General features: G+C 42.4%; 18 protein-coding genes and 1 tRNA gene. 11 read left to right on the top strand and 8 right to left on the bottom strand.

Features of this window, described 5'->3' with window-relative positions:
* Positions 1-145: 145 nt before the first annotated feature.
* Positions 146-970: a DUF2971 domain-containing protein gene (locus tag RTN07_RS08425; protein WP_312177372.1), complete on the top strand. Its 825-nt coding sequence runs from the start codon at positions 146-148 to the stop codon at positions 968-970.
* A gap of 95 nt (positions 971-1,065) precedes the next feature.
* Positions 1,066-1,242, top strand: coding sequence for a hypothetical protein (locus RTN07_RS08420; RefSeq protein WP_157797026.1), 177 nt, complete (start codon positions 1,066-1,068; stop codon positions 1,240-1,242).
* Here the strand turns inward: RTN07_RS08420 and RTN07_RS08415 are convergent.
* Complete coding sequence (locus RTN07_RS08415) at positions 1,239-3,002, bottom strand: mechanosensitive ion channel family protein (RefSeq protein ID WP_312177370.1); 1,764 nt, start codon at positions 3,000-3,002, stop codon at positions 1,239-1,241. The genes RTN07_RS08420 and RTN07_RS08415 overlap by 4 nt on opposite strands.
* 202 nt (positions 3,003-3,204) lie before the next feature.
* Here RTN07_RS08415 and RTN07_RS08410 point away from each other — a divergent pair, with 202 nt between their 5' ends.
* Together RTN07_RS08410 and RTN07_RS08405 are read left to right on the top strand one after the other, a co-directional pair.
* Positions 3,205-3,642 carry an HIT domain-containing protein gene (locus tag RTN07_RS08410; RefSeq protein ID WP_036601311.1) on the top strand — a complete coding sequence of 146 codons (438 nt, stop codon included), beginning with the start codon at positions 3,205-3,207 and terminating at the stop codon, positions 3,640-3,642.
* A 32-nt stretch (positions 3,643-3,674) separates the two neighbouring features.
* Positions 3,675-5,027 carry an adenylate/guanylate cyclase domain-containing protein gene (locus RTN07_RS08405; RefSeq protein ID WP_312177368.1) on the top strand — a complete coding sequence of 451 codons (1,353 nt, stop codon included), beginning with the start codon at positions 3,675-3,677 and terminating at the stop codon, positions 5,025-5,027.
* Positions 5,028-5,167: 140 nt separating this feature from the next.
* Here RTN07_RS08405 and RTN07_RS08400 read toward each other — a convergent pair whose 3' ends face one another.
* The 4 genes from RTN07_RS08400 to recJ all read right to left on the bottom strand — a co-directional run bounded on the left by RTN07_RS08400 (position 5,168) and on the right by recJ (position 12,059).
* Entirely contained in the window at positions 5,168-7,405 is a 2,238-nt protein-coding gene (locus RTN07_RS08400) for an NADP-dependent isocitrate dehydrogenase (protein ID WP_312177367.1), read from the bottom strand.
* Between the two features lie 384 nt (positions 7,406-7,789).
* Entirely contained in the window at positions 7,790-8,851 is a 1,062-nt protein-coding gene (locus RTN07_RS08395; protein ID WP_312177365.1) for a TerD family protein, read from the bottom strand.
* Positions 8,852-8,903: 52 nt separating this feature from the next.
* The gene (locus RTN07_RS08390) at positions 8,904-9,989 is read right to left on the bottom strand and encodes a helix-turn-helix transcriptional regulator (protein ID WP_099808232.1); all 1,086 of its coding nucleotides are present in this window, start codon (positions 9,987-9,989) and stop codon (positions 8,904-8,906) included.
* Positions 9,990-10,280: 291 nt separating this feature from the next.
* Positions 10,281-12,059, bottom strand: a complete 1,779-nt coding sequence (recJ, locus tag RTN07_RS08385) for a single-stranded-DNA-specific exonuclease RecJ (protein WP_312177364.1) — start codon at positions 12,057-12,059, stop codon at positions 10,281-10,283.
* Between the two features lie 355 nt (positions 12,060-12,414).
* Between recJ and RTN07_RS08380 the strand changes: the two genes are divergently transcribed.
* The 7 genes from RTN07_RS08380 to RTN07_RS08350 all read left to right on the top strand — a co-directional run bounded on the left by RTN07_RS08380 (position 12,415) and on the right by RTN07_RS08350 (position 21,022).
* Positions 12,415-12,903 (top strand): hypothetical protein, encoded by a 489-nt coding sequence (locus RTN07_RS08380; protein WP_312177363.1) that lies wholly within the window; start codon positions 12,415-12,417, stop codon positions 12,901-12,903.
* A gap of 161 nt (positions 12,904-13,064) precedes the next feature.
* Positions 13,065-15,002 (top strand): TonB-dependent receptor domain-containing protein, encoded by a 1,938-nt coding sequence (locus tag RTN07_RS08375; protein ID WP_312177361.1) that lies wholly within the window; start codon positions 13,065-13,067, stop codon positions 15,000-15,002.
* Positions 15,003-15,285: 283 nt separating this feature from the next.
* Positions 15,286-16,542, top strand: a complete 1,257-nt coding sequence (locus tag RTN07_RS08370; RefSeq protein WP_312177359.1) for a two-component system sensor histidine kinase NtrB — start codon at positions 15,286-15,288, stop codon at positions 16,540-16,542.
* An 84-nt stretch (positions 16,543-16,626) separates the two neighbouring features.
* Positions 16,627-18,414 (top strand): sigma 54-interacting transcriptional regulator, encoded by a 1,788-nt coding sequence (locus tag RTN07_RS08365; RefSeq protein ID WP_312177357.1) that lies wholly within the window; start codon positions 16,627-16,629, stop codon positions 18,412-18,414.
* Complete coding sequence (locus RTN07_RS08360; RefSeq protein WP_312177354.1) at positions 18,411-19,409, top strand: serine/threonine-protein kinase; 999 nt, start codon at positions 18,411-18,413, stop codon at positions 19,407-19,409. The genes RTN07_RS08365 and RTN07_RS08360 overlap by 4 nt, the downstream gene beginning before the upstream one ends.
* Positions 19,410-19,520: 111 nt before the next feature.
* Positions 19,521-19,605, top strand: a tRNA-Leu gene (locus RTN07_RS08355).
* 265 nt (positions 19,606-19,870) lie between these two features.
* The gene (locus RTN07_RS08350; RefSeq protein ID WP_099834175.1) at positions 19,871-21,022 is read left to right on the top strand and encodes an AAA family ATPase; all 1,152 of its coding nucleotides are present in this window, start codon (positions 19,871-19,873) and stop codon (positions 21,020-21,022) included.
* Positions 21,023-21,127: 105 nt separating this feature from the next.
* Here the strand turns inward: RTN07_RS08350 and clpA are convergent, their stop codons facing one another.
* The 3 genes from clpA to RTN07_RS08335 all read right to left on the bottom strand — a co-directional run bounded on the left by clpA (position 21,128) and on the right by RTN07_RS08335 (position 25,352).
* Entirely contained in the window at positions 21,128-23,587 is a 2,460-nt protein-coding gene (gene clpA, locus RTN07_RS08345; protein ID WP_312177350.1) for an ATP-dependent Clp protease ATP-binding subunit ClpA, read from the bottom strand.
* A 388-nt stretch (positions 23,588-23,975) separates the two neighbouring features.
* Positions 23,976-24,446, bottom strand: coding sequence for an ATP-dependent Clp protease adaptor ClpS (locus tag RTN07_RS08340; RefSeq protein WP_409455555.1), 471 nt, complete (start codon positions 24,444-24,446; stop codon positions 23,976-23,978).
* 45 nt (positions 24,447-24,491) lie between these two features.
* Complete coding sequence (locus tag RTN07_RS08335; protein WP_312177347.1) at positions 24,492-25,352, bottom strand: hypothetical protein; 861 nt, start codon at positions 25,350-25,352, stop codon at positions 24,492-24,494.
* Positions 25,353-25,387 lie beyond the last annotated feature (35 nt).

The raw sequence follows: 25,387 nt of genomic DNA, 5'->3' as shown, positions 1-25,387 counted from the left end.
ATTTACCAATCTTGCTTTCATCGCTTTGTTATTGAAAAGATTGTGAACAGGTTCTGAGGAGTTTTCACCTGCTGATATAGAATATGCAAGGAAATGTTTTAGACAGTTTAATGTAGGAAATACAGAATATCCATCAAACGACGAATTGATTAAACTGCACTTAGAGCCTGCTGGTAGAAGATATTCAATTGAAGAATTTCCTACTCTTTTAGCTTTTACAGACTATATTTCTGTTGAAGATTATCGTAGAGCTGTCAAACAACAACTTTATGATACTGTTGAAAAATTTAATAAGTTCATTGTTGAAGCTTTGAGTTGTCATATAGGCGTTTTTTCTTTATCTAAAAGAATTGATAATGATCAAATGTGGACACATTACGCTAGTGAAGGAAGGGGTGTTGCTCTTTCTTTTAAGGAAACACACTCATTTTTTCATACTTTTAAACCTATGGAGGTTAGTTATAATAAAAGTGACAGGGCATCAATAACTTGCTATAAAGGTGACATAAGAATAAATGGTGAGTACGCTAAATCCTATGAAATAAGAGAACAATTTGAATTTAAAGATTTTTTCAAATTGTACTTAGAAAATAAAATGAAATATGAAGAGCTTTTTAAAAAGCTGTTATTTACCAAAGCGCCACAATGGATGCATGAGATGGAATCTAGGATTGTTATTCCTCTAAATTATTCAGATAAAAAACTCCAAAATTTAATAGAACCAGATTTTGAAGATAAAATACCCGAACACTTTTCAAGTGTTTTTCCAAAATACTCAGAAGTTTGTTTAAAGAAAATTCCATTTGACGCTTTTGATACTCTGTTTTTTGGCTATGCTATGAGCGAAAAAGATAAAGAAAGAATTATCAAATTAATTAAATCTAATGAAAATCTTCAGCATCTTCAAGTAAAACAGATGTATTACAATATTTATGGGAATTTAGAATTTGAGAATATTAATTTAAATTAGGTTTGCTCATTTAATTCAATTCTATACAAAGTTATACCGTTGTTAAAACTTATTCTAATATTACTATTGAATAATAGCTAAATGGGTATTTTTAAATGACTAGTTTAATGAAAGAAATATTGCTTACTGTTTGTGTTTTTAATATTAGCAGTTGTGCCTCATTGCCCCAAACATACGACAGTCCAATTCCTGTCTATGTTGACTTGGGTGATGCCACACCTGCCACCACCCTGTCCAATTCAAAAGCCAATGTCAAAACTATGAGTCATTAAGGCTTGGTATCAGGCTTATCCGATTGTGCCAGTTTTTCTGACGCCGCTACTTTATCTTTTACAGGTACAGTATTGGCAAAATTTGAATAGGTAATATCAATCGGTTTGCCCATCATCACACGGCTGGTCGGTAACGCATTTTTGAGTCCCACTTCTTTCATCATCTCCGCGATTTTTAAAATCATATCGGTTTGTTTTTGATTAAAATCCATCGCGCCTTTTACATTGAGATAGCATCGCACTTCAATGAGATACGCATCTTGCTGAGTACCAGAAATACGCACTTGATTCCACACACTGTTGGTGTCCGGATGATTGGTGATATAAATTTGCGTCTGCTCGATAAATTCCTTTAGCTCACTGATTTCGCTATCGCGCGAGATATAGAACACTTGCGAAAAATGAAACATGTCGCGTTTGCTAACGTTTTCGATACTCATTGATGAGAAGTTACCATTGGGAATCGTCACCACCGTGCGATCGGTGGTGCGCAGACGGGTGGAGCGGATACCGATGTCTTCAACCGTACCTTCTTGCGTGCCAAAGCGGCAATAGTCGCCCACATTGACAGGCTGGTCAGCAACGACCGATACGCTGCCCACCAAGTTTTCAATCGTTTTTTGTGCACCCAATGCCAACGCCACACCACCAATCCCCAATGCGGCAATACCTGTGGTTAAGTCGTAGCCTAGATTACCCAAAATCACAATGGTCGCAACCGCAATCAAAATCAATTTTACCACTTTTCGCAGCAGATTTAGCACCGATAGCCGCTCTGGATGATGGTTATTACTGGCATAGTTTTCCGCACGTTTAAAAATCAAATCCAAAATACGTAAAATCAACCATACCATGGATACCCAAGATAAAATATCGGCAAGGCTGGACGCCATATTGCGCACAACCAAATTGATACCCACCAAAATCATGGCTTCTTTGATAATCAGCGCCGTTAGCACCATTGCGGCAGGTACGACCACTCGCCCATCAATCGGAAATTGTTTTTCTTTATCTGGGTGAGTCGCTAGATACATCCGCGTGATAATCATGTATAAGATTTGGCTAATCAATAGACAGGCGAGATAAGTCGCTATCATGAGCGCAATCACTGCCCCGATGTGCCCAAGACTATAGCCTTTAATATCTTTCTCAATCCATTGTTTGGGAATGTACTTTTCTACCAGTGTCGGCTGGGTAACCTGTGATAACGACGCCACTTCTCGCAAGGTTTGTTGTGAAATCAGCCAAATATAGGTACCGTTAGATTGTTTGACACGCTGCATTAAGATGTCGATACTCTTTTTGTCAGCGGTGGGATTGTTGATTTCCCCTACCTTATCGAGATTGGGCGCTAGTTTATCATCGAGATTGCCGGTAGGGTCATTGCTGATTTGTAGCTGCTCGTTGATACGTCCGCCGCTATCGAGTGCCGATTTTAAAGATTCGAGCGTGCCACTGGGGTCTTTGGTAGAACTTAAATCCACATAACGGCTCGCGAGCATCCAATCACTTTTTGCCAAAGCTTCAATAAAGCCTTGCATGCTGCCGCGGGGGGTGTCACGCCCAAAGGTGTCTTGTGGGGTTGCCGTGCCACTGGCGCTACTGGCTGATTTGCTGCTATCAGCCGCCCATGCAGCGGTGGGTTTGACACTGGTGATAACCATGAATAAGGCAAACAATGCCATCATAAAACAACGGCGGTATAAAGATGTTGCATCAGCATGATGCTGACATTGATTAAGAGACTTTGACAACTGCATAAACTTCCCAAAATTTGTAAAACGCTCAGACATAATTAGGCTAAATAAACGGCCTTGATTTATGTTTTAAGAAACCCTAAATTGCAATGCGCTTATTCTGAATAAAGTATTTCGTCTTGTAGGTATAACTGCTAAAATACGCGAATTATTTGATTTTATCAGTTTTAAATTCCAAAAACACTTTTAAATGCATTGAGTTATTATGTTTAATTTACATCCACAACTAGCAAAAGATACTTTTTTGGTGGGCGAATTTCCGTTATCTACTTGCCGCTTGATGAACGACTGTCAATTTCCTTGGTTGATTTTAATTCCGCGTGTCCCAGGTATCAAAGAATTATATGAACTGTCCGCCAGTGACCAAGCCCAGTTTTTACGTGAATCTAGCTGGCTATCAAGTCAGCTTGCCAAAACTTTTCAAGCCGACAAAATGAACATCGCCGCGCTTGGCAACCAAGTGCCGCAATTGCATTTTCATCATATCGTGCGCTACCAAAATGACATTGCTTGGCCCAATCCAGTATGGGGTAATCCAGCCATCCCTTATACCCCTGAAGTGCTCAGCCATATGCAGCAGACACTGATGATGGCACTGCGGGGTCATCGTGATATGCCATTTGATTGGCAAATGAACGTCTAAAAAAAATTTTACCACGAGGTAGACGAACTAAATTGCGTGAATCCATTCAAGGTCTTTCGACCAATCTAAAAAGTCCGAAATTCATTGAGTTAGTGGCATTTTTTGTTGTATTGCTTACCTTAACCTCTCTTGATGTACCGCCTATTTATCATATGCTCAGTATCTTGCTGTTGGTAGTAGGCGTTATCGTCACCACTTTGAGTGTTATCCGGCCCCATCACTACATTACTTCGGCCAGTGTATTAACCCTGATGGCGTTGGCAACGGGTATGTTGCAGTTTAACTATATCCCAAGCCTTGCGTTATGGTTGTTGATTTTGATTCGTCTGATTTTTTCCAATACCAAATACACCGTTTCGTTGGTATTATTAACCGTAGCAGTAGGTCTACTTAGTCTGATATTCGCGCATTTTTTATTACCTGCCATTAGTTTGTCGGCCAAGCAAGAAGACATTTTAAATTTTGTCATCGTATTTACTGATATCTTGATTGTTGGTTATCATATTTGGTCCATGGTAGTTCGCTTACGCCAAAAAAATCAAATGCTTGCGCAGCAGCAGGCACGGATTGATACCTTAGTCAAGGTAACCAATAAATTAACCCGTTTTTTGCCTCCCCAGATTTGGCAGCCCATTGTCAAAAATAACACCAAGGTTGAAGTCATTAATCAACGGCGCAAGCTAACTATTTTGTTTTCGGACATTGTTGGCTTTACCGATTTGTCGGATCATATTAGCTCCGACCATTTAGCCAATATTTTAAATACTTACCTTGACCGTATGACCCAAGTGAGCCAAAAATATGGGGCGACCCTCGATAAGTTTTTGGGAGATGGCTTATTGTGCTATTTTGGCGATATGGGTGGTAATGACCGTGATAACGCGATTGCTTGTGCCAGTATGGCCATTGAGATGCGCCGTGAAATGGAAGTGCTGCGCCACCAATGGCGATTACTCGGTTTTGAAGGGCTGCATGTACGTATGGGTATCAATACAGGGTATTGTTATGTCGGTAATTTTGGCAGCCGCAATCGTATGACTTATACCGTGGTTGGAAAAGAAGCGAATTTTGCCTCTCGCCTTGAATCTGCCGCGCAAAACAATCAAATTTTGATCAGTGAAAGTACGTTTAATTTAATTGGTCATGTCCATCATTGCCAAGCCGTGGGGCAATTTAAATTTAAAGGCTTTCAAGATGCCATGAATGTGTGGCAATTGCTAGAGCCTAAAAGCGAATCCATGGAGCAAACCGATTGGGTGAACTTTAATTTACCTGGGTTTAACCTGCATTTAAATTTTCATGATATTCGTAATTATGATAAAAATGATATTACTAACCAGCTAAAATCTGCATTGGCGCTTGTTGAAGAAAAGCACAAACAATGATGTTGACGGTTTTGGCTCACCCGTTTTTTTAACTCAGCTATACTCTTAGCTTAGCTATGTTTAACCATTTACAGATACTAAAAAAGCCAGGCACTAAAAAAGCCGAAGCATCCAGCTTCGGCTTTTTTTATACTATTGAATTAGGCATCAAACGAAGCCAATGCTTGGTTAAATGTCGCACTTGGCCGCATCACTTGGCTTAGTTTTTGTTGGTCTGGTTTATAGTAACCGCCAATATCCACACGTTGACCTTGAACCTCATTTAATTCAGCAACGATTTTGTCTTCATTTTCTGACAACGCTTGAGCCAGTGGCGCAAACTTGGTTTTAAGCTCGCTATCTTCCTCTTGGTTCGCCAATTCTTCTGCCCAGTATTTGGCTAGATAATAATGGCTACCACGGTTGTCAAGCTCACCGGTACGGCGTGATGGTGATTTGTCGTTATCCAACAATTTACCCGTTGCCAAGTCTAGGGTTTTTGCCAGTAATTTTATGCGGGGGTTGTTTTCTTTAATCCCCAAGTCTTCTAAAGATACCGCAAGCGCCAGCATCTCGCCGAGTGAATCCCAGCGCAAGTGGTTTTCTTCAACCAACTGCTCGACATGTTTTGGGGCTGAACCGCCTGCCCCTGTTTCGTAAAGACCACCGCCTTGCATCAATGGGACGATTGATAGCATTTTGGCTGATGTGCCTAATTCTAGGATTGGGAACAAGTCAGTTAAGTAGTCACGCAAGATGTTACCTGTGACTGAGATGGTATCCAAACCACGCACCACACGCTCAAGGGTATAACGCATCGCACGAACTTGGGACATGATTTGGATATCTAGACCTTCGGTATCATGCTCTTGTAAGTATTTTTTAACTTTCTTGATGAGCTCATTTTCATGTGGGCGGTATGGGTCAAGCCAGAAGATAGCTGGCATGCCTGAATTACGTGCACGCGTAACGGCCAGTTTTACCCAGTCACGAATTGGCGCATCTTTGACTTGACACATACGCCAAATATCACCTTCTTCAACATTTTGCGACATCAGCACTTCGCCTGTCTCAATGTCAGTGATATTGGCAACGCCTGCCTCTGGGATTTCAAAAGTTTTGTCGTGAGAACCATATTCTTCCGCTTTTTGTGCCATCAAACCTACGTTTGGTACGGTACCCATGGTTGCTGGGTCAAAGTTGCCATGCCATTTACAAAAGTTGATGACTTCTTGGTAAATACGGGCAAATGTCGATTCTGGCATCACGGCTTTACAGTCGTAAGGCTTGCCATCGGCTGCCCACATTTTACCACCATTACGAATCATCGCTGGCATTGAGGCATCTACAATGACGTCATTTGGCGAATAGAAGTTATCGATTCCCTTTGCTGAGTCCACCATCGCCAATGCGGGGCGATGTTCTTGACAGGCATGCAGGTCACGGACGATTTCTTCACGGATAGTGGTCGGTAGGGTTTCGATTTTTTCGTATAGTCCTGCCATACCATTGTTAACATTAATACCTAATTCGTCAAAGGTTTTGTTCCATTTTTCGAAGGCATCTTTGTAGTACACTCTCACGCAGTGACCAAATACGATAGGATGTGACACCTTCATCATCGTGGCTTTGACGTGTAGAGAGAACAGGATTTTACCTTCGCGGCAATCTTCTAGCTCTTTTTCATAAAATTCGATTAAGGCTTTTTTGCTCATAAACATTGAGTCAATCACTTCACCGTCTTGTAGGGCAACTTCGGGTTTTAACACCAAAGCTTTGCCACTGTTGGTGATGAGCTCCATTTTGACTTTACGCGCTTTATCAAGGGTCATTGATTTTTCGCCATGGTAGAAATCACCTTCTTCCATGTGAGAGACGTGGGTTTTTGACCATTGTTTCCATTCACCCATTGAATGCGGGTGTTTTTTGGCATAGTTTTTTACGGCAGCGGGGGCACGGCGATCTGAGTTACCTTCACGTAATACGGGATTTACCGCAGAACCTAAACATTTACCATAACGGGCTTTGAGGGCTTTTTCTTCGTCTGTGGTTGGGTTTTCTGGGTAATTAGGAATGTTATAGCCTTTGGCTTGTAACTCTTCAATACATTCTTGCAGCTGAGCCACTGAGGCACTGATATTAGGCAATTTGATGATATTGGTGTCTGGGTCTTGGGTTAACCGACCAAGCTCAGCAAGATTATCGGTCACTTGTTGTTCTGGTTTCAGGTAGTCAGAGAATTCTGCCAATACACGCGCGGCAACGGAAATATCGGTTTTGGTGATTTTAACGCCAGCGGGTTTGGTAAATGTTTCAATAATAGGAAGTAGTGAATAAGTCGCCAGTAGCGGTGCTTCGTCAGTTAAGGTATAGATAATATTTGACTTTCCACTAGCCATAGAGAACCTCTTTTATATGAATGTTAATTGAGATACTAGATGATGCATCTAGCAGCGTGAGAAATTTCACAGTAAGTATTACTAATTATGGGATAAAATGTGATTGACCATTTTAAACGCAAAGTATACGGTTACCGCATAATGAGTCAATAATGTATCTAGGAATACCTATATTTAGGAGAAAAATAATGCAGATGCGATGTATCCCTATCGATTAAGACAATCCCTTTTTTGTCATAGTGTACCACAGTATCACAGTGGCGAATATATCCAATCACTGACAGATGCGATGGCAACGTCGTCAAATGTATAAAATTTTGGCTTTAAAATTGCTTGGTGATTTTACTCAGGAGAATTAAAGAGTAAGCTTATGCTACACCCAAGTCATCTCGCCGTACGTACCAATTTTTCACTCACTTCTTTTTCAATTAGCGCCATCTTGTTATTATCTAAAGGTTGATGCTCGTTGTTGTAGCGCCAGCTATCGGCAGAACGGGTCAGACTGGCAAACCATAATGCCTTCGTATTACTTGGCAGTTTGGCCAAAGCCAACTCACTAATCACATTACCTTCATCATCACTGATCTGACAAGACGCTTGTTTCGCTTTGCTAAGCGCATAGCCATGATACGATGACACAATCATCACCACATGAAATACTTGTGGGGGGAGCTTACTTAAAAAAAGCACCATACTTTCTTGGTTTAAGTTGGCATCATTGAGTTTTGTGCCTTGATTGTTGTCAGGGTCTTCTTTGCGGTCATCGATAGCGCTAAATGGCTTCTTGCCCAATAATTCATCGCCTTGATAGCGTACGGACTGCGCTTTATCACGGACATTTTTGAACCAGACAGTTTCAATCACCTCGCCATATCGGTTACAAAGCAAGCAGGATAAGTCTAGGTCGATGGCTTGCGTGCGTTTTTTAAATTTATTGTAAAGCCCCGATTTTGGCATCTGTGTGTGCTCCCATTGTACAGTAAAATACCACTGCTTGAGTACCACATCCATATGCTCGACAGCTATACCTGTCGCTGTTTTATCATCTTCCAGATGATCGTCTTGGGTGATTGCTAGCTGATGACTTTTTTGCAAAATATTGTCATCAGTCATGGGATTGTTTGTTGGCGCTTTCTGTCGCGAATGGTGTAGCGGCGAGGTGCTTGCCAATACGACCTCGCTAGTGTTTTTATCGGTCAAGTTGGGTGAGTTGACTGGCGCTTTCACTTCAACCGATGGTGCTGGCGTTGGGTCGGCAAACTGCGCCGAAATAATCTGGTACGTTTCTGTAGTAGTACTAGGTGTCAGATTATCAGGCGATTTGACAGATGTGATAGGTGAATCATCCGTCAAATCACTGTATAAAATCGTGGTTTTTGGCTTGCTAGGCTGCTGTGAGTTGGTGTCGTTGGCAGTGGATTCAAGGGTATTATTATCATGTTTCATAAGATTCTCGAAAAATCGGACAAAGTAGTTAGTTTACTTGGGCGTTTGTTAGTTATTCGCTTATTGTTTGGACGGTGGGTTGTTGATTAGGCGCTTGTTGGTTTGGCGTTTGGGTTTCAAAGACGGCGATTGATAAAATCTCAGGCTCGATTTTTCGCAGTCCTTTACCAAAACCGCGTAGCCACCATACTAGCTGCGATGTCATGTTCACTGTGGCTGTGATATGCAATCCTTCATCATCCTCCCAGCTTTGCTGATCGGTTGATAATGGGCTTTCAAGCAAACTTGCCCCCGATAACGGATGAAACAATAAATGCACTTGCTGTATGGGGGGCTCGTGGTTGTTTTTTTCACTGTCAGGCATGAGTTTTTGGAACAACGGGTAATTAAACCCCATCGCGCCTGTGTTGATGTAATTGTCTAAATTAAAATCTTTCGGGGTTTGCGCGTCGCTTGCGCTCACTTCCGCACTTTCAAAACGGTGCAAAGCAAATTGGCGCACATCGTCAGAGGCTCTGTCAGTTCGAGAGGCAATCAAGTAAATCACCACACCACGCTGCACAATGGCTAGCGGATTTAAGGTGTATTTTTGCGCTCCCTCTCGCCCACGCGCTTTATAACAGGCGATGAGTTTTTTATTTTGAAACAACGCATCATAGACGGCGTCTTTGGCGGCTGGATTGACCGATGGTGGGATGAGCGGTTGATTGGCTGACAGGATACGCACTCTATCAAGCCAAGTGTTTGCCACTTTGCTTTCTTTGAGTTGCCGATTCGCTAGGTCAAACCACGGAATCAATTCATCTAAAATAGCGGGGGGTAATAGCTGGGTCAAATTATGGCGCATCATACTAAACGCCACCGCTTGCGACAAATTCATGTGCGGCAAGCTTTGCATCGGTGCATCTTCACGCCAGCGCCAACCTTGTGGATTGGTATTGTTTTTTTCAATCGGAAAACGTGTTGCCAAAGCGTTTAAATCTCGCTGAATGGTTCGCAAACTGATATCAAAACCCATCAAATCAAGCTGTTCTTTGATATGGGTGGTACCGAGCCAACGTTTGCGATCCAGCTGTGAGAGGATTTGCCATTGCCGAGCCGTCGTTGCGGTTGCATTGTTGGCAAGGGATTTACTCATGGCAATTCTCCATACGCAGGTAAAAGACAGATAGTTAAAAAACAGCCAGTTAAAAGATAGCCGGTTAAAACACAAACGGTTAAATAATAAATAATAGCTAGCTAAGCGCCAAAGCTTTATCAAAATTTAAAAAATTAGCGCTAAAAATTAACACCTTGATACCTGCATAATTTATCAAAATTTGGGGCGGTATAGGTGATAAATTATATTAACATGTCATTTTATGTCGTTTATCATCTTTATTGGGTGTTATGGTTACCGGATTGTGTATGAATCAGCAAAAACGCTTGTCTAGAGGAGTACACCCTTTTTTACCCTTAACTGCAATTTGGTTTGTCCATTAAATAAATTTTTCTCCAGCTCATAGAGTAAATGCACTTTTGACACACTGCGATTGATGGCAGACAAAGCTATCGCGTCAAAGTCAGCATTAAACCAAATCGCTTCGATAGTAAAAGGGACATCGGGATACGATAACCATAATTTTAAATGCCGCTCTTTTAACACCCGATAATCCTGCACCACAAACACCCCATCAAATATCGGTGGCACAAAACCATGTCCCCAAATAGCCAACGTCTGCAAGCTATCTACAAAATCGACCGTGAATTCACCAGCTGTCAATTCGCCATCGCTATATAACGTCTCTGCAAATACCTCATCAGCCACCGCTGCAATTACCTCATCAAACGCTTTACAAAACGGCTCAAAGTTTTTTCGTTTGATTGTCAGACCTGCCGCCATCGCATGCCCGCCAAAGTGGCTAATAAGTTCGGGATAGGTTTGCGCGACTGATTCAATGGCATCACGGATATGAATGCCTTCAATGGAGCGTGCAGAGCCTTTGATAGGATCGTCATCTTCAATCAATGACGTATCCGCAGGGGCAAACACGATAGCAGGCACATGGTAGCTTTCTTTTAGCCTGCCTGCGACGATGCCAATCACCCCTTGGTGCCAATCATCTTGATACAAAATAATACTGCGTTTGCGGTGCGTTACTTGATTTACGGCGCTTTGCTCAGATGGATTCTCAAGCGTCGTTAATACACTATCGGCTTGTTGTCGCATGCCCTGCTCGACTTGGCGGCGCTCTTGATTGAGTTTATCGAGCTGATGCGCAAGCCGCTGAGCCTCCCCCCAATCATCGGTGAGCAAGCAGTCAATGCCTATGCGCATACTATCCATACGACCTGCGGCGTTGATGCGTGGTCCCAAAATAAAACCAAAATCTTGAGCCGTGATGTCGGCTGCCTGCCGACTTGCCTGTTCCAACAACGCCAAAATACCCACACAGCAACGACCTTGCTTGATGGCTTGGATACCTTGGTGCACCAAAATACGATTATTTTGGTCTAATACGCCCACATCCGCCACCGTGCCAAGTGCCACCAAATCAATATAGCGACTCACTTGGGTGGTGGATTTATTGGCTTGGCGTCTGACTTTGGCAAGATTGCCTAGCACATAAAATGCCACCCCAACCCCTACCAATGATTTACTAGCAAAATCACAGCCCAGCTGATTGGGATTGACCACGGCATCGGCGTTTGGTGTCGCCTGCGTCGTCAGGTGATGGTCGGTAATAATCACCGTTAGCCCTTTGGCTTTGGCAAGCTCGACCCCCGCATGGCTGGAGATACCATTATCAACCGTGACAATCACATCAGGATAATAGGCTTCAATACCTAGCGCAACAATTTCTGGCGTCAGTCCATAACCGTACTTAAAACGATCGGGCACCAAAAACTCAACCTGTGCGCCCATTTCACGGAGCACCCTTACCATCAGTGCCGTGCTGGTCGCGCCATCGCAATCAAAATCACCCACAATCAGTATTTTTTGCTGCGTATCAATCGCCTTGTCAAGCAGCGCCACTGCCTTGGTAATGCCTGTAAGCGAATTTGCAGGTAACATCTTATTAAAGGAAGTGTCTAAATTTGCCGCATCTCGCACACCCCGCCCAGCCAAAATGCGTGCTAATGTCATCGATGTCTGCGCCAACGGCTGTAAATCACGGGGAATATCGTCAATCTTGGTGGCACTAAAACGGGGAGTCACAGTCAACATAAATTTATCAGGGTTGCCAAATAAAATAGAGAGAACAAACTAGCATAATGAGAGTGAATAGGCAAAATTACAACAGCGAAACGGTGAAAAACATCCCATCAGCTTTCATAGATATTTGTGAATTTTGCATATCGTAATAATGCCACTACAAACCATTAGCATTTTTTTGCAAAAAGATGCTTATTGATACCTTTACACTCAGTTATAATCAAACCAAAGAGTCATCACTTACCATTAATGAAACAGCATCAATGACCATTAATGAATACTTATCTCTTGTTGCAAGTCTCTTGTTACAAACGTTTGCAATACTACCTTTACTATTGATAATTGAAATTTTTTAGAAGGAAAAATTATGTCAGCAGAAAATTCGACCAAAACCATCGACCCAAAACTTGACTTAGAAAAAATCAAACGCGAATGCGAGGCGATGATTAAAAGTAAAGCCAAAATATCGGCAGCAGCCGCGGTTGTCCCTGTGCCGCTACTAGACGTTGCGGTTGACGCAGGTCTGTTATCAAAATTGCTACCTGAAATCTCCGCTAAATTTGGTTTAATTGAATCAGCCCAAGCAGCCGTAGATTTGAACAACGGCGCGCAAATCAACCAACTAAAAGATAAAGCGGTGGATTTTGCAGGGCTAGTGGTGACGCGCAGTATCGCCAAAAAAACTTTCCAAGGTTTTGGTAGCCGTATTATCGCCAAGCAAGTCACCAAATTTGTACCATTTGGCGGTCAATTAGTAGCAGGTACCATCGGTTATTTGATGTTTAAAAAAATTGCTGAAAATCACATTAATGAATGCTACCAAAAAGCTAAAAAATTACAGCAGCAAGCAAGCTAACTGTTGATACGAAGGCTTGTATCAAAACCCCTTTAGGTACTAGAGGGGTTTTTTATTGAAAAATTCTCAAGCTTTGATGAGCAATGACCAAGCAAAAGTAATAGCTTATGTAACGATATTTTTCTACAATGTGTCTTTAAACTATTTTTTTGGGTCAAGTTATGCGTTATACCTGTCAGACATCACCACGTTTTATCAAAAAGCCATTTTTTAATATGCATCCAATGACGCAAAGCGTTTTGGTGATTATTGGCATGTCCATGACTGGTGTTAGCGCTCATGCGGCGACTAGCGACGCTGCTACTAGCGAAGCTGAAACGACGTTGCCGAGCCTTACCTTTACTACTACAGCAACCAAAACGCCGACGCTTGTCAAGAATACCATCGCCCAAACCACTGTGATTGATGAAGAACAATTACAACGTTATCGCGGTCAAAGCGTGATAGATGTACTTCGTGGACAAGGTGGCATATATGTTACTCAAAATGGTGGGGATGGTGCGAGCAGTGGTGTCAGATTGCGTGGTTACTCCAATAGTCAAGTCTTAGTATTAATCGATGGGATTCGTTACAGCTCTGCAACCGCAGGTGGAGCAGCATTATCGCTATTACCAGTCGACCAAATCGATAGAATAGAAATAGTTTATGGTGCTTCTGGCTCAAGTCTTTATGGCTCAGATGCGATGGGCGGCGTGATTCAAGTCTTTACTAAAGGTCAAAATGCTCAACAATCAAATATAGCCTTGACCTTGGGTGCAGGTTCAGAGGACAGCTATAAAGGGCAAATTACAGGACAACTGGTTAATTCTGCAACGACTTTAAGCCTTTCTACGGGTTATGAAAAGACCAATGGCATTGACGCGACGAAACCTTACGCTCAGTTCGGCATACATCATGCTGACAAAGACGGTTTTGAGTCCAAAAACGCAAGTTTGGTCGCCAAGCATAAAGTCAATGACAATGTTGAGATTGGAGCAACAGGATTATTTGCAAAATCCACTACAGATATTGATAATGGTTCAGAAGTGCCAAACGCGTATGCTGACCAAAAAAACGCGGCTGTCTCAGCTTTTGCCGATTATCAACAAGATAAACTGTCTGCCAATATTAAATATGGTCAAAGTTATGATAAATCTACCACGTATGATGGTGCAGATTGGCAAACAGGTCGCCTAGACGATGTAATCAATACGACTCAGAAACAAGTAACCATACAGCTTGGCTATCAGTTGCCACTCGGTAAGCTTATCGGTGGTTATGAGAATTTAAAACAAGAAGTTGATAGCTCTAATGACTATGACGTGACTCACCGCACTATCAACAGTGAGTTTTTGGGTTATCAGCTCGCTCAAGATAAATATGATGTGCAATTAAATGTGCGTCACGATGATAACTCACAATTTGATAGCAAAACCACCTACAATGTGGGCGGTGCGTATCGTCTTAGCCCCAGCACTCGCATTGGTGCATCATACGCAACCAATTTTCGTGCCCCCACATTCAACGATTTGTATTGGCCAGGCTCAGAAAATCCCAACTTAAAACCTGAAACCAGCAAAAATGCAGAAATCTTTATTGAAAACAGCAATCATCATCAACACACACGCGTAACAGCCTACCAATCTAAATTTACCGATAAATTAGCTTGGGTAACCACCGACCCACTTACTTATGCAGGTCAAATGCAAAATATAGATAAAGCGGATATTAACGGTATTTCGTTAACCAGTGACTGGCAGTTAAATAATACTTTATTTGGTCTAGGTTATGATTATCTAGATACTGAAGATAAAAAAACGGGCAAAGAATTAATTTATCAACCCAAAAACAAAGGTATTGTTTACCTAGGCTATCAACAGCCAAAATATGACATTCGAACAGAGCTACAACACGTCGGAGAGCGTTATCGTGATGCCAACAATTCACAAACTCTAGACAGCTACACCTTGTTGAACCTGACTGGGAATTATTATGTCAGTCCCAACCTAACCATTAGCAGCCGACTTAACAATCTCACAGATAAAGATTATGAGACAGTTTATGGCTATCGACAAAAAGGCATCAATTCATTCGTCTCACTAACCTACCAATGGTTTTAATTTTTATAGCTACAGTACATCAAAGGGCATAGATTTTATGCCCTTTTTTTATATGTCTTTTTTTAGCAATTACGTTTTAACTTTTGCACTATTTTGGTTCAAAATATATCATACTACGATTAGCACGTTGCTATAAATGAGTGATTTTTTTATATTCAATGACTGATTTGCTGCCCATCATTCTATTATTTATCTGTTGTGACAATGATCCAAATATTTTCCAATAAGTTGTTGGCATTTAAATTGCACTTTAACCATTGCTCAAATTTGTGGTAGTTATCCAATGACCCATCCTACTTTTTTACATAGTCTTGAATCCAACCAAACCCTGTTTGATGATATGTTCAATAACCTATTATCGGGGCTGATTGTCGCTGACATCAACTACGAGTGCGTCTATATCAACGCGACGGCTGAGCAGATTCTGTCAGTTAGTCAGCAGCATTTACTTCATAAAAATGTTATCGATATTTTAACCCCCGCAAACTATGAAAAATTACTAACGCAAGCATCAGAGCAATCGCATACGGATGATGACCCGATAACCCATAAAAAAACCAAAGCACAGGTCAAATTGGCGCTGCAAAACCAATTTGAACATACCAAAAAAATGTACCAAGCCTTTATCCATCATGATTGCACCATTTTGGGGCTAAGTACCCAAGGTATTGGTGCACCATTATTGGTCGATTATGGGGTTTCCCCATTAGAAACCGAGGCGGGTTTTTTCTATTTGATTGAAATTTGGGCAAAAGATCGCGAAAGTCGTATTCAACAAGAACAATATCAAAATCACCAACATTTGATAACCCGTCAAATGATTCGCAGTATGGCACATGAGGTCAAAAACCCTTTAGCCGGCATCCTTGGGGCAAGCCAACTGCTTGAGAAGAATTTTAATCAAATCATGAAATCTGATGGGATTGTCCGCTATATTAACGACACCAAGGCGCAAAAGGTCGCCAATTATCTCAGTATCATCATGGATGAGACCAGACGACTCAATAACTTGGTGACCCAATTGCTGGGTGCGCCAAATTTGCCCAACTGGCAAGTAATCAACGTACATGAGCCCCTGCAGCATGTACTAACATTGGCAGAAATACAAAACCCCAATATTAGTCTAGTCAGAGACTTTGATTTATCGTTGCCAGAAATCACCGCTGATAAAGACCAGCTTGTACAAGTATTTATGAATATCGTCAATAATGCGATACAAGCGCTCAATGAAAACGACATTGTGTCGCCTAGCATCACGGTAAAGACCCGTATTCAGCACCAACAAACCATTGCCGATATACGACATAAAAGCGTATTGCGGGTTGATTTTATTGATAATGGCTTGGGCATTGATAGTGAGTTGTTACCGCAAATTTTTTATCCTTTGGTCACAGGACGCGCCAATGGTACGGGGTTGGGACTGGCACTTGCTCATGACATTATTCAGCGCCATCAAGGACAAATCAGTGTGACCTCTCAGCCAGGTGAAACCCTATTTACGATTTTTTTACCTTGGCAAATTCGGCAAATAACCAAATGATAGTTTAAGCGTGATACACCACAGCATCATGACTGATCGGCTATGAATTTTTAAATACTACAGTTTCCCATATAGGGTTTTTATATGACTTATACCAATAATAAAACGCCAACCACCGAACCTATTGTTTGGGTCATCGATGACGACCAAGCGTTACGTATGATTTTGGAAGATACGCTGACAGATAGTGGGTTTCAAGTGCAAACCTTTGGCAATGCGCAATCGGCGTGGCGGCTACTACAAGATAGTGGGCAAGACAGCCAAGCGAAGAGTGGCAATAGTGCCTCCTTACCAAGTGTTATCGTCACCGATATTCGAATGCCGATGATGAACGGCTTGGACTTTAGCAGTAAAATCAAACAAGCCTTTGCACAAATTCCTGTCATCATCATGACCGCGCATGCTGATGTGCAGTCTGCGGTGGATAGCTATCAGTCAGGCGCATTTGATTACTTACCCAAGCCGTTTGAGTTGGATGATGCCATTGCCATGGTGAAAAAAGCTTGCCTGCAAAGCCAGTCAAACCAAACACAAAAGCGCAGTAAGTCTGAGAACTACAACGACTCTCTGATTCGTGATGCACAGCAGCCGCCAGCGCAAAAAGTAGCAGTCGCGCTAGAAAAAGCCCCCACCAACCCATCGGGCATCATCGGGCAATCCATTGCCATGCAAAAAGTATTTCGTGCGATTGGTCGCTTGTCGCATATGCCGATGACAGTACTCATCACCGGCGAATCAGGGACGGGTAAAGAGCTGATTGCCAGTGCCTTACACGAACATTCGCCACGCAAATCCAAACCATTTATCGCCCTCAATATGGCGGCGATTCCGCATGATTTGATTGAAGCTGAACTATTTGGTCATGAAAAAGGCGCGTTTACAGGTGCGACTACCACGCGCCAAGGGCGTTTTGAGCAGGCGCATGGTGGCACTTTGTTTTTGGATGAAATCGGCGACATGCCTTTACCTACCCAAACACGTTTGCTGCGCGTCTTAGCAAATGGTGAGTTTTACCGTGTCGGTGGTCTCAAACCCATTAAAGTCGATGTACGTATCATCGCAGCGACCCATCAAAACTTAGAAACCCTTGTGCAGCAAGGCAAGTTTCGTGAAGATTTGTTTTATCGGCTCAATGTCATTCGACTGGCGCTACCTTCCCTACGTGAGCGCCGCGAAGACATTCCGCTGTTAATCGATTTTTTTATGCAAAATATCGCCAAAAGCATGCATACCTCGACCAAAACCATCACCCCCTCTGCCATGCATATTTTGCAAAGCTATCCTTGGCAAGGCAACGTGCGTCAACTTGAAAATACCTGCCGCTGGCTCAGTGTGATGACAACAGGGCAAACCATTCAGCCCAGTGATTTGCCACCCGAGATTTTACAAGCGTTTGAATCGCAAGATAGCACGCCTGTAACTACACGTGAGCCCAAAATACATAAGACACATAAGACACATAACTATCAGCCCGACACTCAGTTTGAGGCACCTGCTAGCGAACATCCGTCATCTTTGCCAGCTCCCAGTGATAGCCCCAGTGCTTGTTCTAATCTGAGTGCCCATTCGAGTGAGCTGCCAACGCCTTTGCCCGCTACAACGGTCGTACCGACCTTGCACGCACCACAAACTGTCGCAACCGCAGATTGGATCACCCCGCTGCAAGTTTGGGCACAACAAGCACTGGCTGAAGGACAGTATGACATATTGCAAACCGCTTATCCGATGTTTGAGAAATGTTTGCTCGAAGTGGCACTCGCCCATACTGCTCAGCATAAAGGACAAGCGGCTGACCTACTCGGTTGGGGACGCAATACCGTGACCCGAAAATACCAGCAGTTGATTGAAGGCAGACCCGTTAAGCCATCATGATTGAGACAAGGTCAACTCACCCAGCACTGGTTATCATAAAAAATGGCTGTCAGTCGGTCGTTACTGACCTACAGCTACTATCAGCTTCAAATCCACTCAACCATACCAAGCTTTGGTATGGGGTATGGCATTCAACTCACTCCCCGCCTACAGCCGTTGTGGTTAAACAATTACTACCTCACTTTAGCGCAACCAATCTCGCCCATTTTGAGCAAGAAATTAACGCTCTTCATCATTGCCAAAGTCTAGCGATTGACAGCACCCATGCAACAAGCGGTATTCCTACGCTGTATGCTTCAAACCTTCTACCTGATACCCTCATCTTTGACCAACAGCAGCCGCAGCAATCTGTTGGTCCCTGTCTGGTCATGTCCTATCATTCAGGCGAGACGTTAAAATCCTTGATGTATGCGCATGCTAAATTGCCACTACTCAGTCTTCCGCAAAAAATGACCATTTTTTTACATAGTTGCCAAGTGGTCAACCGTTTACATCAATTTGGGCTGATGCATTTGGATCTCAAACCCGCCAACTTTATTGTAAAACCCAATCTTGAGGTGGTGTTAATTGACTTTGGTCTGAGTGATTTTAGTTTTAGTGATATTGGTTTCAGTAATATTGGTCTTAGCGATGCTATGGCAAAAAATGCCTCACTGAACTGCAAAACTTACACCGCTGGTACACCCGCCTATATGAGTCCTGAGCAATTCACAGGACAGACTGTTGACAAGTTTAGCGACTACTATAGTTTGGGGGTGGTATGGTACGAATTATTGATGGGATGTCTGCCTTTTATGGCAAATGATTATCCTGGTTGGGCAATTTCGCATTGCCAACAGCCCGTGCCTTTTTTATGCCCAAATCATCAGCTATCAGAATTTGCTTGCCAAGCTTGCCAGCCTTTTATCGACAAGCTGCTGGCAAAACGCGTGGAAAACCGTATTAATGACTTGGCAAATATTATCAATGCGCTAAAAATTTTACTTAACCAATAAAAAAATGCAATTTTTTTAAAAAACCTCTTGCCAAAGCGAAAATTTTCTATATAATAGCCAACCACAAAGACACTGATACAAATATTGAGTCAACACTTTGAGGCAACTCATGGGGCTGTGGCGAAATTGGTAGACGCACTGGATTTAGGTTCCAGCGCCGCGAGGTGTAAGAGTTCGAGTCTCTTCAGCCCCACCACTCAAATCGGTATTAGTTAAATTAACCTGCCTCTCGCAGGTTTTTTTATGCCCAAAATTCCTGTCTATCTTATCTCACCATTGCTTACTTACTGCCTTACTGTTAGCCAGTATGTTGCTCACTGTGTTGCTAAAAATTTTTTAACTGATTTCTAACTAGCTACTTTTTAGCTTGCATCTAGTATTAACTGCCCCATCTCTATAGTTAGCTTGTTTACTGCTAACTATGTTAATTTTTCTACTGCCTTTTATAAGCCTATATTCCTATGAAAATTTTACAATCGCCCTATTATCAATCGCGAAAGCTGCTCAGCGCCTCGTCTGAGCCGCCCTATACTGTTCAACTTATTGAAGACAACATCCAATACGCTAGCAAATATAACCCTTTTGAGTCGCTACTCGATGATATTTTCCCTGGGGTACATGTTGGCAACCATGATATGGTGATTCGTAAAGAGCAGCTTAAAGATTTTGAGCGTTGCACCGATTTTACTACCGTCGCCTATTCGCATAAAAATAATACATTGTATGAGCGTGAAGCTTGTTATTTTCATCCCAAATATGAAGTGTTCATGCTCACCAATGAAGATTTGTCAAATGACTATGACGAATACATCTTTGAGTCAGGCTTGTTAAAAGTCGTCAGTATTTACTATATTTCGACCAATCCGCATTCGGCGGCAAGTGTCAAAAACGTGTTTGATGAATACTTGCAAAAGTATGTCTCGCAAGAGGCTAAAGTATCGATTTTACTTAAAGAAGTCCATGGTTTTGTGTTTAAAACCCATCGTATCAAGCCATTTCCCATCAATTTAGATACCATGTATCACGAGGATTTTCTGCCCGTGCATCAGCATATCAAAGAATCGCTCAATCACGATGGTAAAGGCGTGGTACTGTTGCATGGCGTGGCGGGTTCAGGAAAAACTAACTATATCAAATGGCTAACCAGCCAAGTGCCTAATAAAAAATTCATCTTTGTACCCACTACCATGATTGGGTATTTGACCAATCCTGAATTTATGTCACTATTGGTGGATAACAAAAACTCGGTATTAGTGCTTGAAGACTGTGAAAACTACATTGCCGAGCGTAGCATTGATAACGCCAATACCGATGTGGTATCGGCGATTTTGAACATTGCTGATGGTATGCTGTCAGATGTGTTGGAGTGTCAGTTTATTTGTACCTTTAACTCCGATATCTCGAAAATTGACCCCGCGCTGCTGCGTAAAGGTCGATTGATAGCTGAGTATAAATTCAAAGAATTGTCCGTTGAAAAATCCAACGCGTTTTTGGCATCGATTGATAAAGCTATCACCGTCAATAAACCGCACTCATTGGCAGAGCTAACCAACATGGATCATCTGTCCTATCGAGAGAAACAAGCAGAAAAACCCAAATTTGGTTTTGTGTAATTATTAAGCGCATTTATTAAGTATAGTCGTTAAGTATCATCAGCAGGCATAAAAAAAGGAGCTCAGTGGCTCCTTTTTTTATACTAGATATTACTAAACCTAGACCTAGACATTATCGATTTGCTTTTCATCAATGGGCACAAGCTCAATCGCTGTTTTATCGGCATTCATACGAATCGACACCGTACCGCCATTGACCAGATCACCAAATAATATTTGCTCTGCCAATGGTTTTTTGATTTCATCTTGAATCAAGCGGTTCATTGGGCGTGCACCCATGAGACGATCGTAACCTTTTTCTGCCAGATAATTTCTGACCTCATCATCAATTTCAAGCACCACTTTTTTGTCATCGAGCTGGGCTTGCAGCTCAACCAAGAACTTATCAACCACAGATACAATGACATTTTGATCCAATGGGTTAAATTGAATGATGGCATCTAAACGATTGCGAAACTCTGGGGTAAACATCCGTTTCATCGCTTCACTATTGTCGCGGCTATGGTCTTGTTTGGTAAAGCCCATGCTGTTGCGACTGATGCTATCAGCGCCGACGTTGGTGGTCATAATCAGTATCACTTGTTTAAAGCTTGATGTACGGCCGTTATTGTCAGTGAGCGAGCCATGATCCATCACTTGGAGCAGCAAGTTAAATACATCAGGATGGGCTTTTTCAATCTCATCTAGCAATAGTACACAATGGGGGAATTGATTGATTTTTTCGGTCAATAAACCACCCTGATCAAAGCCCACATAGCCTGGCGGTGCCCCAATCAAGCGTGACGCCGTATGTGCTTCCATATACTCAGACATATCAAAACGAACCAGCTCAATGCCTAATAAATTCGCTAACTGACGACTGACTTCAGTTTTACCGACACCCGTAGGACCGGCAAACATGAACGAACCAATCGGTTTATCATCGGGTTTTAATCCTGCACGTGACAACTTGATGGCATCTGCCAAGTTTTTGATGGCTTCATCTTGACCAAACACCAAATGTTTTAGGTTGCTTTCAAGATTTTGCAGCACCGATTTGTCATCCGTTGAGACTGATTTTGGTGGGATGCGCGCAATTTTTGAAATAATGTATTCAATTTGCGGGACATCAATCACCACTTCGCCATCTTGTTGTGCCGCATCAATTACTTTATTATCGGCTTCGCTTAACATAGCTTCAGGTTCGACAACACCATCTGCTGCATGGCTAGCATCCAAATCATCGACAAGTGCGTCTTCATCCACCACAGGCTGATTTGATAGCTTGTCATTTGCGACGGCATCAACGGATTGATTGCTGTCCACACTAGATTCAACCTGATTTTCAGCTTGTTTTTGCAGGCGAACAAATGCACCCGCTTCATCAATCACATCAATGGCTTTGTCAGGCAAAAAGCGTTCGTGAATGTGTTTTACCGCCAAATGCACAGCACTTTGTAGCGCCTGATCGGTATAACTTACGTTATGGAATTTCTCATATTGTTTTTTCAGACCGCGTAGAATATCAATCGTTTCATCAATCGATGGCTCGTTAACATCAACTTTTTGGAAACGACGACTTAAGGCATGGTCTTTTTCAAACACTTGGCGGTATTCGGTAAAGGTGGTTGAGCCGATACAACGCAGCTCACCGGATGCCAAAGCAGGTTTGATTAAATTTGACACATCCATATTGCTGCTCATTGATGAGCCTGCGCCAATAATCATATGGATTTCATCAATAAATAAAATCGCATTGGGCTTGGCTTTTAAGGCATCTAATAGCGCTTTCATCCGTTTTTCAAAATCACCGCGGTATTTTGTACCGGCAATCAGCGCACCAATATCTAAACTATAAACCACACAACCTGATAATGGTTTGGGTGCTTTGTCATTGACAATTAGCCATGCCAATCCTTCAGCAATCGACGTTTTACCCACCCCTGGGTCACCCACCAGTAGGGGATTATTTTTGCGGCGACGGCATAAAATCTGCGCGGTACGCTCGATTTCTGCTTGGCGACCAATTAACGGATCGGTGCCGCCCGTAGAGGCTTTTTGATTGAGATTAATGGTAAATTCAGTCAATGGGTCTTTATTAGCTTTTTCACCCGTTTCTTCAGTTTCAACACTAGTTAATTTGTCGCGTACTTTTTTGTCTTGGCCATGCGATAGGTACTGGGTTAACTCAAGCCGCGTAACCCCTTGTTTTTTAAGCAAGTATACCGCGTAGGTGTCATGCTCTGAGAACATCGACACTAGCAAATCTGAACCTTCTACCAAACGGCTGCTGGCAATCGATTGCACATGAAAAATCGCCCGCTGCAAGATACGGTCAAAACTGCGCGTCGGTTGTGGCGAGTAATCTTCGTTGATATCGACCGTTGGGGTGTGTTCATCAATATACTGGGTCAAATCTTTGCCAAGCTGATCCACATTGACTGCACAAGCCACCAAGGCTTCTACCGCATTTTCATTCTCTAGCAGTGCCAATAGCAAATGCTCGACCGTTAAATATTCATGCGCACGTTGTTTTGCGAGTGTCACTACCAACCGCAACGTGCTTTGTAATTCTAAACTTAACATAAGATGTCCTTAATACTTGTCACCGACGGTTTTTGATTTTGCCCTACTTGAAAAATCATGCGCTTTAATTGGTTTGACGTCGTTATAGGTGTTGATGGTTATTTGCGTTGATGTTTTCTCAAGTTTCATTTGCCGTCACCTCAGCACCAAATATCTTATGGATATCTGGCTAATCATGCTCAGTTCGGTTAAAAGGAAGTAAAAATGAAAGATGACAAAATGGGAAAAATCAAAATCATTAGGTTTAATATAATGACATTGCTAATAAATTCAAGTGATAAAACGTAGTTAATGGCGGGTTTTAAAATGGCAAAAATTTCAATGATGAATAAAAAAATAGAAAGAAGGTGCTACCCAAAATAAAACGGGGTTAAATAGCAAAATGCCACTAACCTTGCGGCTCAATTTGACTCAATAACGGATAGCCTGCCTGACGCGCTTCACGGTTGACGGCTTGGGCTTTGGTTTCTGCGATGTCTTTAGGGTATATACCGGCAATGCCTTTGCCTTGGTGATGAATGGCAAGCATAATACTGATAGCGGAATCTAGCGTATGTTTAAAATGATTTTGTAAAACATCCACCACAAATTCCATCGGCGTATAGTCATCGTTATACATGACCACCGCATACATCTGTGGTTTTTTCAGTTCAGGGTCAGCCAATAGCACATCTTCGACGGGGTCGGTATTTGGCTCGCCATCTATATCAGTCAAACGGGCTGGCAATGAATTTGGTGATTGGCTAGGTGGCTGTTTAGGGGACTGTGTTGGCAACCATGTCGGTAGATGCCAATCCATATTAGTGGTGGTTGACTGTGACACGACTGATTGACGAGAAAAATTAAGCGTTTGAAGCATCATTAATTGAACATTTACCTAAGATTAGACGAAACATTGATTATACTACTTTGCAGCAGTCGCTGGCGCAGATTTTTGCGTATTGGCTGTGCTTGCCACTGGCGTGCTATCGGTTGAACTCACAGGCCGTTTATCCGCTTCAGGCGTTTCTTCAAGCGTATATGGCATGTTATCAATCGGTTGCCCGAGTTGCCAATCATACACTTGCTCAGTTTTTTGGTTGCCGACGGTTAATTCAAGTTTTACTTGTTTGGGTACAAAGTTTTTAGGCATCAAAAAACGCCCGCGAATTCTTGCAATCCCATGAATCGAGTAACTATTGGGTTGCAATGGGACTTCGACCATATTAACTTCATCAAGCAAGGTCAATTTTGGTATCAGATTTTTTGGCTGATTTGACGGATCGACCATACCGACATCAAAGCGATATTCATAGGCGTTTTCTGGCAACGGTGCGATTTTTGCCCCGATGACTTGTAAACTCATACCGCCTTTTTTGGCAAGCGACGTGGTTAAGAATTGCTGACCTTGTTCAAGCTGTAAGTTGGTCACTTTTAGATCTTGAATATCGGTACGCAGTGCTGATAGGTTCGCCAAGCTGATATCACGCTCTTGCTGCGCGGTGGTTAATTGGCTTTGCAACGTATCAGATTTTAGCTTTAATGATTTGATGTTTTCTGCTGAGATTTCAAGACCTGCGGCGGTTTTTTTCGCTTCTTCAGCCGCAAAGCTTAAGCCGCGATGATAACCAATGCGTTGACCTAACACCAGTGCAATGATGGCGACTAACAACAAGCTAACCCCAAACGCAATCAACCACCCAGACACCTTGTTGGGTTGGGTAATATAATTACGTTGTGCTTCTGGCAAAGATTGAGAAGAGTTATTATCTTCGGGCAAATCCATAGAGATACTCAAATTGAAAAACGATCAAAACATGG

It is taken from the genome of Moraxella sp. CTOTU46934 (genome assembly GCF_031979465.1).
Lineage (GTDB): Bacteria > Pseudomonadota > Gammaproteobacteria > Pseudomonadales > Moraxellaceae > Faucicola > Faucicola tetraodonis.
This window is presented reverse-complemented; position numbering and strand designations above follow the sequence as displayed.